Source organism: Idiomarina solivarensis (assembly GCF_033052755.1).
GTDB lineage: Bacteria > Pseudomonadota > Gammaproteobacteria > Enterobacterales > Alteromonadaceae > Idiomarina.
On the sequence record NZ_JAVFHZ010000006.1, the window covers coordinates 177,503 to 191,783 of the forward strand.

General features: G+C 47.9%; 12 protein-coding genes. 2 read left to right on the forward strand and 10 right to left on the reverse strand.

Annotated features, from left to right (window positions below; translation table 11 throughout):
- Positions 1-48: 48 nt before the first annotated feature.
- The 7 genes from RBK99_RS11420 to RBK99_RS11450 are packed head-to-tail and all read right to left on the reverse strand — an operon-like array spanning position 49 to position 9,276.
- On the reverse strand, positions 49-843 hold the full coding sequence (locus RBK99_RS11420; protein WP_317504730.1) for a sterol desaturase family protein: 795 nt from the start codon (positions 841-843) through the stop codon (positions 49-51).
- Positions 836-1,477: a CDP-alcohol phosphatidyltransferase family protein gene (locus RBK99_RS11425; protein WP_317504731.1), complete on the reverse strand. Its 642-nt coding sequence runs from the start codon at positions 1,475-1,477 to the stop codon at positions 836-838. Before RBK99_RS11425 ends, RBK99_RS11420 begins: the two co-directional genes overlap by 8 nt.
- Positions 1,470-2,138, reverse strand: a complete 669-nt coding sequence (locus tag RBK99_RS11430; RefSeq protein WP_317504732.1) for an ATP-binding cassette domain-containing protein — start codon at positions 2,136-2,138, stop codon at positions 1,470-1,472. The genes RBK99_RS11425 and RBK99_RS11430 overlap by 8 nt, the downstream gene beginning before the upstream one ends.
- On the reverse strand, positions 2,122-3,741 hold the full coding sequence (locus tag RBK99_RS11435) for an ABC transporter permease subunit (RefSeq protein WP_317504733.1): 1,620 nt from the start codon (positions 3,739-3,741) through the stop codon (positions 2,122-2,124). The genes RBK99_RS11430 and RBK99_RS11435 overlap by 17 nt, the downstream gene beginning before the upstream one ends.
- Positions 3,720-4,790 carry an ABC transporter substrate-binding protein gene (locus RBK99_RS11440; protein WP_317504734.1) on the reverse strand — a complete coding sequence of 357 codons (1,071 nt, stop codon included), beginning with the start codon at positions 4,788-4,790 and terminating at the stop codon, positions 3,720-3,722. Before RBK99_RS11440 ends, RBK99_RS11435 begins: the two co-directional genes overlap by 22 nt.
- Before the next feature lies 1 nt (position 4,791).
- Positions 4,792-6,957 (reverse strand): dihydrolipoyl dehydrogenase, encoded by a 2,166-nt coding sequence (gene lpdA / locus RBK99_RS11445; protein ID WP_317504735.1) that lies wholly within the window; start codon positions 6,955-6,957, stop codon positions 4,792-4,794.
- 9 nt (positions 6,958-6,966) lie between these two features.
- The gene (locus RBK99_RS11450) at positions 6,967-9,276 is read right to left on the reverse strand and encodes a TonB-dependent receptor (protein ID WP_317504736.1); all 2,310 of its coding nucleotides are present in this window, start codon (positions 9,274-9,276) and stop codon (positions 6,967-6,969) included.
- Between the two features lie 156 nt (positions 9,277-9,432).
- On the opposite strand from RBK99_RS11450, the gene RBK99_RS11455 reads away from it, so the two are divergent.
- Both RBK99_RS11455 and RBK99_RS11460 read left to right on the forward strand, forming a co-directional pair.
- Entirely contained in the window at positions 9,433-10,221 is a 789-nt protein-coding gene (locus tag RBK99_RS11455) for a DUF547 domain-containing protein (RefSeq protein WP_317504737.1), read from the forward strand.
- A gap of 83 nt (positions 10,222-10,304) precedes the next feature.
- Positions 10,305-11,027 carry a DUF1499 domain-containing protein gene (locus RBK99_RS11460; RefSeq protein ID WP_317504738.1) on the forward strand — a complete coding sequence of 241 codons (723 nt, stop codon included), beginning with the start codon at positions 10,305-10,307 and terminating at the stop codon, positions 11,025-11,027.
- Between the two features lie 4 nt (positions 11,028-11,031).
- Here RBK99_RS11460 and RBK99_RS11465 read toward each other — a convergent pair whose 3' ends face one another.
- From RBK99_RS11465 to RBK99_RS11475, 3 genes are all read right to left on the reverse strand, one after another.
- Positions 11,032-11,610: a FlgO family outer membrane protein gene (locus tag RBK99_RS11465; protein WP_317504739.1), complete on the reverse strand. Its 579-nt coding sequence runs from the start codon at positions 11,608-11,610 to the stop codon at positions 11,032-11,034.
- A gap of 13 nt (positions 11,611-11,623) precedes the next feature.
- Positions 11,624-12,190: a FlgO family outer membrane protein gene (locus RBK99_RS11470; RefSeq protein WP_317504740.1), complete on the reverse strand. Its 567-nt coding sequence runs from the start codon at positions 12,188-12,190 to the stop codon at positions 11,624-11,626.
- A 109-nt stretch (positions 12,191-12,299) separates the two neighbouring features.
- Positions 12,300-14,255: a S9 family peptidase gene (locus tag RBK99_RS11475; RefSeq protein WP_317504741.1), complete on the reverse strand. Its 1,956-nt coding sequence runs from the start codon at positions 14,253-14,255 to the stop codon at positions 12,300-12,302.
- Between the last annotated feature and the right edge of the window lie 26 nt (positions 14,256-14,281).

A 14,281-nucleotide genomic window follows, 5' to 3' on the forward strand; every position in this document is an offset into this window, starting at 1 on the left:
ACTTATTAACGGTTGATATCAGAGTTTAGACCGTGTTTCAAGGCAACGCTAATCGCGTTTGAAGGGAATCTTTAATAATTCCCATAACTTAGTCGTTATTTTTGAGTCTCTGTAGTCCCTTAAACCAATATCTATATTGTCAGATCCGGCTTTTGGCCTGTCGGTAAAGCTGTCGAAGAGATGATCCCACCAACTGACGCTAAACCCATAGTTGCTATTGGTTTCTTCTTTTTCCACGCTGTGGTGAATGCGGTGTAATTCTTGCGTGATTAGAATTTTCCGGACGATTTTTTCCAGCGGCTTAGGCAGCTCGACATTACCGTGATTGAACAACGAACAGGCATTAAGAATAATTTCAAATAAGACAACCGCTAGTGCAGGGGCTCCAAGCACCAAAATAGTTGCGCCTTTGATAAAAAAGCTCAACACAATTTCAGCCGGGTGAAAGCGCAAACCGGTGGTCACATCAAAATCCGGGTCGGCATGATGCACCCGATGCATACGCCATAAAACAGGTACGCGATGAAATAATCGGTGTTGCCAATAAATGGCTATATCTAATAGGACGATGCTTATAACAACGGTCAGCCAAAACGGCAAATTAACGGTTAAAGCATGAAAAAGCCCTAAGCTCTTTTCTGACGCAAAGAGTGCGACGCCAACCAAACCGGCAGGGGCAACAATTCTCAGCAGCAAGTTATCCACCGCCACTATCGCCAGATTTGCAGGCCATCGTTGCCTGCGCTTATAGCGAGGCTTGCGTTTGGGGGAAACGAGTTCCCACAGCACCATCAGCAACAGCACACCAATAAATACGCTTAATCGCCAGAGAGTTTCAGACATTACCAGGCCCCGGCTGTGGTGCTTTGCCTTTTTTCAGTGTTCGGTAGCCCGCAACAATCCGCGTTATGGCGGTAAGCCAGCAGGCGGCGGCAAATGCGTAGGCAAGCACTGCGAAATATTGGGGCCACAAACAAAACGCAACAAAAGCTAAAATCGTTTCAAAGCCTTCGGTTAAACCTCCCATATAATGCAGGGACTTATTCGGGTAAGACGGGTTCTCTATGCCGCGCTTTCCGGCAACGCTGGCAAACGCCAAAAATGTGGCTCCGGTGCCCATAAAAGTGACTAACAATACACCCGCAGCAATCGCGTTTTGCTCCGGGCTCGCCAGCATAAAACCAAACACCACGGCACTATAAAAGATGAAGTCCAGCACAATATCGATAAAGCCGCCCGCATCGGTCAGCTGAGTACGTCGCGCGACTGCACCGTCCAGTCCATCGCATAAACGGTTCAATAAAATGGCCACCAAGGCCAGGCCATAAAGATCAAAAGCTAACAATGGAACAGCTAACAGCCCTATAACAAAACCCGCTATAGTGACTTGGTCAGCGTTAATCCCCAAACGAACCAATAGGCGCGCGGGAATATCCAACATTTTTCGGGTAAGAGGCAGTATTTTCGGGTCAAACATTCGCAGGCTCGCTTTCTATCTTTCCGTGCTCTAATTTAAGAATACATCCACACGCGTCTGCGCGATCGTGAGTCACTAATAAGGTGGGTATTTCTCTTTCCTGTAACTGCGCAAAAGTCCATTGTCTGACCTCTTCCCGCAAGTTCGCGTCTAATGCCGAAAAAGGTTCATCCAGTAACATGGCCTGAGGCGCAGCCAGTAAAGAGCATATCAACGCAATGCGAGCGTATTGTCCGCCGCTTAAACTGTCAGGGTAAACGGCCCACTTGTCGTCAAGCCCCAAGGTTTTCAGCATACCAAGCGCTTCATTAACCTGTTGCTTGCGGGTTAATGTGGAGCGTGGCTTTTGCGCAAAAAGACAGTTTTCTTCTACCGTCAAGTGCGGAAATAAGCCGCCCTTTTGGAACATTAACCCCAGTTGACGCCCGGCAATTGAACAATTGCTAATGTCTTTTCCGTTTAACCTAAGCTCGCCCTTAGCACAAAAGCCTGACAATGACTCACCCAACATCCAACGCAGCAAAGTCGATTTACCCACACCGCTGGAGCCCATCAGGGTGACCACCTCATCTTTGTTAATCGTCAGATCATCCAGGGTTACTAAAGGTTCAGCACTACCCTTTGTCAGCTTCTCGATGCTAAGGTTACGAATGTTCAGCATAACTTTTTGTCCTGATTGCTCCGACAAGAATAAACACCAATAGTGGCAGCACCATTTGCAATAGAGCATAAAGACTGCCGATACGCCAGTCGCCACCACTGGCAATACTGACAGCTTCGGTGGTTAACGTCGGTGTTAAGCCCTGCCCCAGCCACTGTGTTGGCAGGTACTGGGCAATACTGACCGAAAATGCGACCGCAAACGCCACGGCAACAGGCTGCTTTAACATAGGCAACATAACTCGCCACCAGGCAGCTCGCGGCGAGTAGCCTAAACTTTCAGCACGAGTCAGCCACTGCTTATCAAAACTGACATACGCACCGTGTAAAACCAAGTACGCATAAGGCAGAGTATACACAGCGTGCGACCAGAACACCCAGCCTAGCTGCCAACCGCCCTGAAGATGCTCCCCCAGTAACCGCTGCCAACCTAACACCAGAGGCACCTGGGGAATAAACAACGCAATGAGCACTGGCCAGTAAAAATCACGGGCGCCCTTTTGCCGTTGTCTTTGCAACAATGCAATAGCAGACACGGTTCCCAATAACGCACTGGCCAACGCCAGCCAAAGGCTATGAACGACCGGTTCCGCAAGATAACGCCATTCTGTTTGCCAGCGTTCAAGGCTTAAGTCAGCCGGCAACACATTAGGATAAAACCAGTGTGTTGCTGCGCTCTGTAGCACTAAAATTAAGATGACTCCCAGCGCAAGTATCCCCAAAAGTGACCACGCAAAACGACTGGCTTTGTGGGTATCTGATTCTCGCCCTGCGTTGACTTCTTTACTCAGCGCCAGCGCGCGAAAAAGCGCCGCATGTTTTGAATTGAACAGCAGCAGAACGACCGCCATGGCCAACAAGATCCAGGCCCCTGCCAGAGCCTTTACCTGGCTGTCAGCAGAAAACTGAAAAGTCCATTCATACACCCTCTGCGCCAACACCCCCGGCGTGTTACTGCCCACCAACAGCGGAATATCGATGACCGACAAGGTGTAGATGATCACTGCAGCCATGGGTAGCGTCAGGCGGCGCAAGAGTTCAGGGGCGACCACACGCCACCACGCCTGACGTTTGCTGTAACCATAGCTTTGAGCCTGTGTCAGCCAGGTATTGACGGGAAGCTGCTTTAACTGCGCCGATATCATCAGCAACAAAAACGGCAGCTCTTTTAACACCAACACCACTATCACGGTCACTAATGACTTACTCGGCAACGGCCAGCCTGCCGGCGGCGCAGGAAAAAGCCCACTCAGGGTTTCGACTAGCCGTATCAGCCAGCCTGAAGGACTCAATAGCAACATAAGACCCACAGCAAATGCGACGTGAGGAATGGATAACAGCGGTGACAGCACTTGCTGCAAGCGGGGTTTCTGCAGTAACCCCGGCGCCATCCACAACGCTAAGTAGCAAGCGAGCAATGGAGTGACAACAGCCAGAAGCAAGCTTGAAACGGTTGATTCATAGTCCGTTAACAGCTCTGTGAATGTGGCACTACTGACGCCGGTTTCAGAATGAAATGACGTGACCAGCAGAAAAAATAAGCCGCTGCCAACCGGCAGAAGAATCAGCAACAACCAGACTGCTATTGATAGCGTGCGGACCATTCCCGCTCCAGGTAAGTTTGCCAGCTGGCATGAAAATCGTTCGTGGGTTCTAATAAGGCAGCACTTGAGCCAGCGCCTTCAAGCACCGAAGGATCGCCCCACCGATTGGTGTCCGCTTTCCGTTGTTGCGCTTTTTCAGACAGCAAGAATTCAATTACCGCTTTTGCAGACTCGGGATTTTCGGCACTGGCAGGTACAGCCAAATAGTGATTGTTGGTTATCGCTTTGTCTGACAAGGTATGGCGCTCAACACCCGCTGGCAACCGCCCGTAATTAACCAAGGTTTTGTAATCATTGGGATTGAAGCTCACGGCCATCAGTAATTGTCCGTTCGCCAGATAAGAAATTTGCTCACCCGCCGACGACGGGAAATTCTCGCCCTGCTGCCATAATAGAGGATGCAGCTTGTCCAGATAGTCCCACAACGGCTGGGTTAGCTCTTTTGCATCGACACTATCGACTGGTTGCTGGAATAGCTCACGCTGCTGTGGCTGCAAAGACAACAATAACGATTTCAAAAAGGTGGTGCCGTGAAAGTCAGGTGGCTTAGGGTAGCTGATGCGGCCTTTATTGTCCCAGGCCGCATCAAGCAGCCTTTCTGCGCTAATTTGCTGTTGTTTAAACACGCCCGGGCGGCTAATCAGGTTAAACTGCCCAACACCCCAGGGAACTTCAAGCCCATTCACAGGCTCGCCAAAATCATTCTTCCAGTTAAGCGCGGGGTTAATGTGCTTCATTGCTTGTATGTCGTTGACAATAGGCAGCAAGGCGCCCGCTTTTTTTAACGCGTGAAAGTTTTCGCCGTTTATCCAGATAACGTCGGCATTGGAGTAGCCCTCGATAATCTGCTTAACCACCTCGGAGGCATCCGCCACTTTGTTGTGACGAAGTTGAATACCTTCACCTTTGAGCTCTTTCTGCGCCCAACGTAAGTAACTGTTTACTTCCGGTGAGCCACCCCAGGCGTAAAAGTTAACCACATCTGCCTTTAGCGGAAACGCGACGCAGAGCGTAGCAAACAGAAAACTGATGGTAGCAACAAAACGCATATTAACTCCGGCGCCAGCGATGGAATTTTTCCACCCATGCTAGCAGCTTCTGCGGTGCATTGGCTCGTTTCCACTCACCGGCAACGTACTTATTCGCTTCAGCTAATGTCGGATAACTGTGTATGGTGCCCAGTATTTTATTCAAACCAATGCCATGCTTCATCGCCAATACATACTCCGCCAAGAGTTCGCCGGCTTGTGGACCCACAATGTTGACGCCGAGCAGCTCATCTTTGCCCGGCTTGGTCAGCACCTTCACCCGGCCGTAAGCACTGTCCTCAGCAATCGCCCTATCCAGTTCACTAATGTCGTATTCCGTTACTTCGTAATCGGTATGGTCTTTCTTCGCCTGCTGCTCCGTTAAGCCCACGTTTGCCACCTGCGGTGAAGTATAAGTCACCCAGGGAATAACCGAATAGTCAGCACGAAAGGTTTTGAATGGATCAAATAACGCATTAACCGACGCATACCAAGCCTGATGCGAGGCCACATGAGTTAGCTGATAAGGTCCGGCTACATCACCACAGGCATAAATATTAGGGAAGTTGGTTTGTAACAACTCATTTGTACTAACGGTTTTGTCAGTCTGCACACCCAACTCTTCCAGACCGAAACCGGAAATATTGGGTTGTCGTCCCAGTGCAATCAGCACTTTATCAAACGACAGTTGAACCTCCTGGCTTTGACCGTCAACTGTACGCTCGGCAATAAGCACCGACTCGCCATTGTGTTGCTCAAAGCGCACCGCTTTGTGACTCAGTTTAATATCAATGCCTTCGGATTCTAAGCGCTGGGTCAGTAGCTTCGTCGTATCTTCGTCTTCCGGACCCATCAACCGATCAGCCATTTCCACTTGAGTCACTTGTGAGCCCAGACGCTGAAACGCTTGCGACAATTCACAACCAATGGGACCACCGCCTAAAACTAGCAGACGTTTGGGCAGCTCTTCTAATTCCCAGAGCGTGTCCGAGGTTAGATAGTCAACTTTATCCACCCCTTCAAAGTTAGGTACTAACGGCTTAGCGCCGGTGGCAATAATTATGCTGCGGGTGGTAATGCGTTTGGCTTCTTTTTTCCCTTCTACATTGCTGGTCACTTCCACTTCCCAGGGCGACACAATGCGGGCTTCGCCCTGCTCCACATCAACGCCCAGCTTAGTGTAGCGTTCCACCGAGTCGTGCGGCTCAATTTCTTTTATTACCGACTTTACCTGCTGCATCACCTGTTTGAAGTCGACTGATACCTCGCCTACATTGATGCCCACATTGTTCGCGTTACGTGCATTATGAGCAAGCTCTGCTACGTGCAATAACGCTTTGGACGGCACGCAGCCTGTGTTCAGACAATCGCCGCCCATTTTATGCTTTTCAATTAATGTGACTTTGGCTTTTACGGTGGCGGCTATGTAAGCACTGACTAACCCAGCTGAGCCTGCACCAATAACCACTAAATTAGTGTCGAACGACTTTGGTTTTTTATAACCCTTAAACGCTTTACGGCGCTTTAAAGCCGCCAACAGAGCTTTGCCAATAAAGGGGAAAATGCCCAATAAAACAAACGCACCGATTAAGTCCGCTGAGATAATATCACCAAGACTGGATATATCTGCCAATTGCGTCCCGGCATTCACATAAACAGCCGTGCCCAGCAGCATGCCTACTTGACTGACCCAATAGAATGTCCACGCTCTTATCTTACTCAACCCCATGACCAGGTTAATGACAAAGAACGGAAACAACGGCACAAGTCGTAAGCTGAGGAGATAAAACGCACCATCACGTTCCATTCCCCGATTAATGGCTTGCAGCCTGTCGCCAAACTTTTCCTGAACCCAGTCATGCAAAATAAAGCGGCTACTTAAAAAAGCAATGAAAGCGCCTAAAGAACTGGCGAAACTGGCTAGTAGCAAGCCCCAGCCCAGACCAAATATAGCGCCCGAGCCCAGCGTTAAAATGGTAGCGCCTGGCAAAGATAACGCCGTTGTGACCACATAAATCACAAAGTAGACAGCAAAGGTCTGCAACGGGTAGTCAACAAAAAGCTGGTTCAGCTGCTGTTGTTTCTCCTTTAACACATCGAGCGACAGATACTGCGTCAGGTCAAACGCAAAAGCGCTGACAAAAAGCGCTATAATGACCAGTAATAACAACAGCTTTTTGGCTGACATAACTTTTCCTTAAAAGCGGTAATTAACACTTAACCGGGCATGCCTTGGCTGCGACGGGAACACTAAAGTTGCACCAAAATAGCCGCCTTCGAATACCGGTGACCAATTCTCCTGATCGGTTGCATTGAACACGTCCACGCGGGCGCTTAACTGCTCGCTGAAGCGATAACTCGCATTCAAGTTTAGAGTATGCTGATCGCGTATAAAAACGGTTTGCAAATAATCCAACGGGTAATGCTTGGTATAACTTAGGTCGCCGCCCACAGACCATTGCTCAGTTATCTGCCAGCCCGCTACTGCTGAGGCCTGCACTTCGGGAATACCTTGCAACTGTTGGCTGGAAGCCGCAAACGCGGTGAAGTTAGGCGAACCAACACCAGTCCCCTCAATAATATCCGGACGCGAATCGTCAAATACGTCGGCCACTTGCCGCGTTCCCTGAGAGGCGACCGAATCGTCCCAGTACGCATCAATATAGCTTGCGGCCAGCGTTAGCCAGTAACCGTTTTCGTGCGCATAATGCCACTGAGTTTCAAAGCCTTCTGTGCGGATACCGCTGTTAGAGCCATCGCGATTTCGCAAACTGCGCTTCTGGTCGAACACAACAGCGTCGGCATACCAACGGGCATCACTTGGAGCGTATTTTACGCCCAGTTCATACAAGGTATTTTCGGTCGCAAAGTTTTGCGCATCAATGTTACCGGCAGCGTTCAGTACGGTGCCGCCGGCCATAGAGTTTGAGGTTGAGTCGCTTTTGTACGCCGTTGCATAAAACATCAAATTGGCCGTAACATCGTACTGTGTTGACAAGCTCACGGCACTTAACCAGTCGCTGTAGGTATCACTGGCTGCATCCACTCCCGGCGGAGGGATAGGGTCTTTCGCTTTTACGTCATAATAATCTGCGCGTACGCCACCTGTGACACGCCATTTATCGGTTATATCCAGTTCATGCTGAGCGAAAACGCCCCACTGGTAGCTGGTCGAATCGGTGGTATCGGACAAATTAAAGTCACCAGCGCCGTCACCGTCTACGTCGTACTGCCCGCCCGGAGACACAAATAAGCCGGGGCGAAGTTCAATTAAACGCGCTTGTTGTTCGCTGGTCAGCGGAATTCGACGATTGCTTAAGGGCCCAGTCAAATCAATGGGGTTATCGGCTTCAGTCGTAAACTGACTGTAACCCAATACGTCATTCATACGCAGGTTAACGCCGGCAATAGTTTTTTCATTAATGTGCAATTCAGTGCGGTTTTCAAAAGTATGAGCACCATCAATAATCTCAACAAAACTGTTTTGATTGATACCTTCACGAGTCAGGTACTGATAGTACGTTCGGTTTACCAGTACCATGCTGTCGTTAAGCCAGTGTTGGAATTTAGCGTGTAATAACGCCGTTTCGGCCGTGTTGGTATCCAGCGGATCAGTCAGCGTGGTGCTGCGATCAATTTCGACCTCCCCAGTGGGACTAACCACTGCACCCGGCCCCGGAACTCGTGAACCATTGGGCTGCACGCCCTGCCCGGTAATATACATATTGTTATCAATTAAATTCTGCGTAGGCCGGTTGATGCCCGCGTTATCTGTCCATTCAACATCATAGTACTCCAACGACACATCAAACTGCGTATCAGCATTAGGGGCAAACTTATATGCCAGCAATATATCGTCACTACGATGATGGGAGAAATCGTAGAAACTGTCTTCATCAACGTACTCGGCACTGACCCTCAGAGCTTGTTCTTTCTCTTTTATCACCCAGTTATGATCGAGTTGCAGGCGATACTGGTTCCACTCGCCAATCTGCGCCCTTAACGTTGAATCTGACGCCGTTAATCGAGCGGTTTTCGGTTGCAAATTAACAAACCCACCCACGCGCTGGGAGGTTCCCAGCATAACCGGCGGCGCTCCCTTAACTACGGCTATGCTCTCAATAGCGTTGAATGACAAGGGAATACCCAGACCATTGTTTCCGGCCTGGCGGCGCATGCCCGCTTCATATAATTCGCCTAACTGCCCGCGCAGTGTCGGCAACGAAGGGTTTCCAAAACCAGCGGCGGCAAAACTGTTGGGAGCGAAACGGGAGATGTCGTGTAAATCATTTATTGCTGCTTCCTGCATTAATGACTGATTAATGACCGTGGCTGCGCGAGGGATCTCCTGCAAGCTTTCAGCTAAACCAAACAGACCCTCGGTTGAATCTTCAGACGGTAACACCACACTGCCGTCATCCCGACCCATCACTTCGATAATTTCCATAGGCTGTTCCTGAGCAACCGCGGTTAACGGTAAGAATCCTAGCCACCACCACTTTTTCATTCTTGTTGTCCTTTGTTTTTTATTTCACTAGGGTAATACGCAGCTTCTGTATTTTTCGATTACGATGAATCACTTTAATATCAATGATCTTTTTCTAAATTAATACCCTAAAATCAAGTGTAAACAAACATAGTAACGCGAAGGCGGGAACAAGTAATGCGAGTCATTCTCTTTATTCTAACCATGATGTGGCAAGTGGCTCCATCAGCGCAGACATTTGATCAGTCTCACAAAGCATTCACCGATGTCTTAAATGAGCACGTCGTCGTTTATGACGACGGTTTAAAGTCTGTCGTTGATTACCGCACGTTAGCCGAGAACCGTCAGCCGCTGGACGACTATCTGGCGTCATTGTCTGTGGTTAATAGGGAACAATATGAAAGCTGGACGCATGAGCAACAATTAGCTTTTTTAATCAACGCTTATAACGGCTTCACGTTGCAGCTCATCATCGACAATATCGCTGAGTTTAAATCGGGCGAGGCGGAGTCCATTCGTGATTTAGGCTGGTTCTTATCAAGCCCATGGGAAAAGTCCTTTTTTACGTTGCTGGGTAAAGAACGCACGCTGGATTGGGTTGAGCACGAAAAGATCCGTGTAGATTTTAACGAACCGAGGATACATGCCGCTCTAGTCTGCGCTGCAATCAGCTGTCCTAAACTCCGCGCGGAAGCCTTTTCTGCCAATAAGCTCGACGTTCAGCTCGAAGATCAAATGGTCACTTTTTTAAGCGACCCTGATAAAAATGGTGTTGACGATAAAGGCCTCTACTTGTCTAAGATTTTTGATTGGTATAGCAGTGACTTCGACAACCTGCTTAATTACCTGAGCGGTTATACTCAGGCCTTAACAACTACCGAGAAAGAAGAGCAGCGTCTACAAAATAACATCGACATTCGCTACCTCGATTATAACTGGCAGCTTAACAGCGTTGAAAATCGCTAAAGTCGCGCGACTGTTAAATTCTCGTTGACCCAAACCCAGGATAATGACGTAATATCAGTCAACATAATTAAGAGGGTTGCTTTATGAAAGCATTACACGGTTTGTTTATTCTTCTGGGGTTGCTGTCAGTTATCCTGCTAGCAATTTCCGGACCTTTGTATAAAAGTGGTAGCGCAGAGCTTGGGACAGCCTTTCTCATGCTTCGGTGGGCCGCTTATATTGGCGCCGCGACGTTTGTTCTGAATATCATTTGGTATCTGATTCGTCGTCCACAAGGTTTTGTCGCTGGCCTTAGCGGCCTGGCGATAATTGCGGGTGGATTTGCTTTCTATATGCCATTCAGCCAGTACTTAAAAGCTCAAAATGTACCGGCTATTCACGACATTACCACCGATACTCAGAACCCACCGGAGTTTGTTGCTATTGCGCCGCTGCGTGCAGACGCGTCGAACCCGGTCGAGTATCCCGGTGAAGAAACCGCTAAGAAGCAACGTAAAGCGTACCCTGAACTCTCTACTTTTCAGTCGTTAGTGCCGCCAGATGAACTCTTCTCCGCGTCGCTTGCTGTGGTTGATAAAATGGGGTGGGAACTGGTCGCCAGCTCAAAAGCAGAAGGCCGCATTGAAGCCACCGCGACAACCACTTGGTTTGGCTTTAAAGATGATGTTGTCATCCGTATTCGTCCAACCGCCGACGGTAGCGAACTCGATATTCGCAGTAAATCACGGGTAGGTCGCAGCGATGTTGGTAAAAACGCAGAGCGAATTCGCACCTTTATCATGCAGTTAGAGTCTGAGTTAAAATAAAAGCTTAGGGAGCTTTGCGGATAAGAGGCTCCCCATAGCTTTCGCTTAGTTGGCGTATTACGTGCTCAGGGATAAACACCTGAGCCACGCTGGCCACTTCTTTGGTGTTAATATCGACTAACCGTGCATTAGCCATAACGCCATTACGATGATGCGACAAAGTCCCTACCATAACATGGGTTATTGGCATAATTTCGTCCAGCTCCAAATAATCCCGGGTTAACGCAAAGTCGCCATTTTCCGTTACCCTAATAAAATTGGTCGTTTTAAAGTCAAGTACACTTAGATCGCGACGGTGCAACTCTTGGATTAGCTGTTCAGACAACACATGACTTAAAGGAGAGCTTTCATCATATTGGCTGGCGACTCCAACCAAATTAGTCACCCCCACTTTAATTCCGCTTAACCTAATACTCGCGTTATCAACTAACTGATCCGCTAATGTGGCACTGTATTGAGCACTATAAGGTTGCGCATAAGTTTCTGGTAATTCATCTGCTTGTGCCATTTCTGGCTTTGCCGGAAGCACCGTACAGGCAGTTAGCGACAAAAGAACAACTATGGCAGACATTAATAATTTCATAACAAAGCCCCTTTTAATTACGCTGCAAATGACCGTTGACTAGCTCTACCTGCTTATTCGGCCAATACAAATGCTTAGGCACATAACGGTTCGCAGCGGCCAGGACCTCCTGGTTACGACGGTCAATGACCCTCAAATTAACCATTGTTCCAGCGTCTTTACGCGCTAGCGTACCCACCAAAATCCAGTCAAGCTCCGGGTGTTGTTCCAAAGCTTCGGTATTACGAGTAAGAGCTGTTGCTCCGCGCTCACTGATAGAAACGTAGTCTTGAGCACGAAACTCCACCAAATTCAGGTTACGCTCCTTAAGATGAGCGTAAATACTTTCGCTTAATTGATAACTAAGTTGATTTAATGAGTCGCCTTCGTCGGGCTGTTCTAGCGTTTCAGCCAACACCCAACGGGTTACTCCGATATTCGACATGCCATAGGGTTGTTCTACTTGCGCTAATTGTTTAGCGAGTTGTTCGGCCAAGTCGTCGCCGATTGCTTCGTGGGGGTTAGACACATGAGATTGAGCTTTTATGGGAATAAGTGTAAATACACAAACTAGAGCAATAGTAAGAAGCCGATTAGCCATGACGTTAACCTTAATCAATTCAATTCATGCTTTGTTATCGGCCACTTTTAGGTAAGGTTTAGTGATATAACCAGAGAGGCAATAAATGCTCTCTGGTCTACCTCAGAGTTTACTCACTGATATGCTTGTCGAGAAATGTCAGCATTCTCGTCCAACGCTCAACGTTGTTTTCCGGCTTATAGAAACCATGCCCTTCATTCTCCTTAAACATCCACTCATAAGGATGGTCATTCGCTTCTAAAGCGTCACGTAATGCATAAGCTTGCGCTGGCGGGACCCGCACATCATTTCCGCCTTGTATTATAAAGACTGGAACTTTCAGTTTATCAACTAAATCGACCGGGGATTGAGCGCTACGCTCTTCTTTGCTATTTGGCAGAGCCATACGCAAATAATTCAAGCCTGATTCAGTTTCAGGGATATCACCTTTTTCAAACATCATATTAAGGTCATATACTCCGACAAAACCAATAGTACAGTCATATAAATCCGGTTCCCGTATCACTGTCATAAGAGCTGCATAGCCACCGTAAGAACCACCATATACGCACATTCTATCTTTATCTACGATGCCCTCATCGATAACGTGCATGACCCCGTCGGTCATGTCGTTGATCATTGTCGTTCCCCAGTTCTTATAGCCTTTCTGAAGAAACTCACGACCATAACCGCCTGAACCACGGAAGTTTGGCTGCAATACCGCGTAACCATGTTCAGCCAAAACCTTTGCGTCAGAATTAAGCGTCGTCAGGCTATCGCGGGGTCCGTGAGGCCCGCCATGAGGCATTAAGATAAGCGGCAAATCTTTTGCTTCTTTACCTTTGGGAAGAGTTAATAGTGCCTTTATTGTTAAGCCATCCCGCGATTTATAGCTGATAATCTCAGTTTGAGGCATTTTGTCTTTATCAAGCCACGGTTTTGCTTTAATAATCAACGATAACGTGCGCTTTTCTGAGTCGAACAAATAAAACTCTGTGGGGTAGTTCGCCGAAGAAACTGATAACACCATTTTAGAGTTATCCAACGTAGCGGAGTTTATGTTGACGCTTGCGTTAGGAAACGATTGTGACAAACTCTGCACAGCTTTGGAGAAATACTCGTCTTCAACACCGGTAAAGAAAACTGTATCTATACCATTGTATTCATAAGCGGCACCAATGACCTCGTTGGCACGCCCTTTACGGATACTCATGATTGGCGCCAAATCCGTTTCGGGGTGGCTAGCCATTATACTGATTTCACCTGTCGCCAAGTCCATTGTGGTTAAGGCCAGAGTGTCAGTGACAACATCGCTCAACCCTACTGCGGTTTGGCCGTCGGGTAAGATATCAATAGGTGAAAAACCTCCCTCTTTTTGACCAAAACGAGCGACTTCCTTCCACTCTTCATCAGCCCCGGGGCGCGTCATAACAACTTTTTCGTTAGTATTATGAGGCTCTGAACCAGTAGCTAAACGGGTCACGCCATTATCGTCTAAATAGACTTGTACATTGGTACCTTCGTACCGTCGCACTGGCACTCGCCCTTCAGACTTCACTCGTCCACTATCAACTTTTAAACGATAAATATCGACGTAAGGTTCGCTGGCATTATTAGACGTCGAGTAAATCATTACTTGATTCGGTTCTTCAGGCAATAAATCAATAATTCGTGCGTATTGCTTCAAACCTTCAGAACGCCAACCAGTTAAAATTTTCTGATTTCCACCGTCTGCATCCATTGCAAAAATTTCACCGGTAGCAAAAGGAGTCTCATAAGAGCCCACCTCGCGCGCCATCGTCATAACCAGCCGTTCATCATTCACCCAGCTAAAATCACTGACTGATTCACTGCCTCGCCCCCGAGTAACGGATAAGACTTTTTTATTATTAATATCAAGTACCGTTAAATTAACGTTACCCTCAGGAGTTCGGGATGTGGCAGCTAAATAGTTACCTTTCGGCGAAACTTTAATGTTCATGAACTGAGCATGTTTTGCATAGTTCTCCAGAACACTTTTATCAGGAGTACTAGAAACAGCCTGAAAAGGCAGCAAGCAAAGCACTAAGGATAGTATTTTTTTCATAGCGAAAACTCTTAAAGCTAAACTGA